Below are 554 nucleotides of genomic sequence, written 5' to 3' on the forward strand. Positions count from 1 at the left end.
ATGCATGACGGGGTAGTACTGGGTCCGCTCATCAATGAGGCCGCAGTGCAAAAGGTGGAAGAGCACATTGCCGATGCGGTGGAAAAAGGTGCATGTATTGCTACTGGAGGCAAGCGTCACTCCTTGGGCGGCAGTTACTTCGAGCCAACGGTACTCACCGATGTGCCACGCAATGCACTGATCTTCAATGATGAAACCTTCGGCCCTGTCGCTCCCCTCTTCCGTTTCGATACTGAGGACGAGGCAATTGCGATGGCAAACGATACTCCTTTTGGCTTAGCAGCTTATGTGTACGCACGTGACGTGGGCTTAATCTTTCGTGTCGTCGACAATCTTGAGTTCGGCATGGTAGGCGTGAACGAGGGGATGATCTCCACAGAAGTTGCACCGTTTGGTGGAGTGAAAACCTCCGGACTTGGACGTGAAGGCTCAAAATACGGTATCGACGATTACCTGGAAATCAAGTACGTCGCACTGGGTGGCTTATAAGTCAGCGATAGTAGGTGAGGTGGTGCATGTCTATAAAACATGCACCAGCTACACGCATCCATCAC

1 protein-coding gene is annotated in these 554 nt (G+C 51.8%); it reads left to right on the plus strand.

All coding sequences use genetic code 11. From position 1 onward, the window contains the following. A partial coding sequence (locus AC1DRJ_RS31920) for an aldehyde dehydrogenase family protein (RefSeq protein WP_477805602.1) occupies window positions 1–489 on the plus strand: 489 nt, incomplete at its 5' end. Window positions 490–554: the final 65 nt, after the last annotated feature.

This window comes from Pseudomonas sp. P5_B2, from assembly GCF_056400445.1.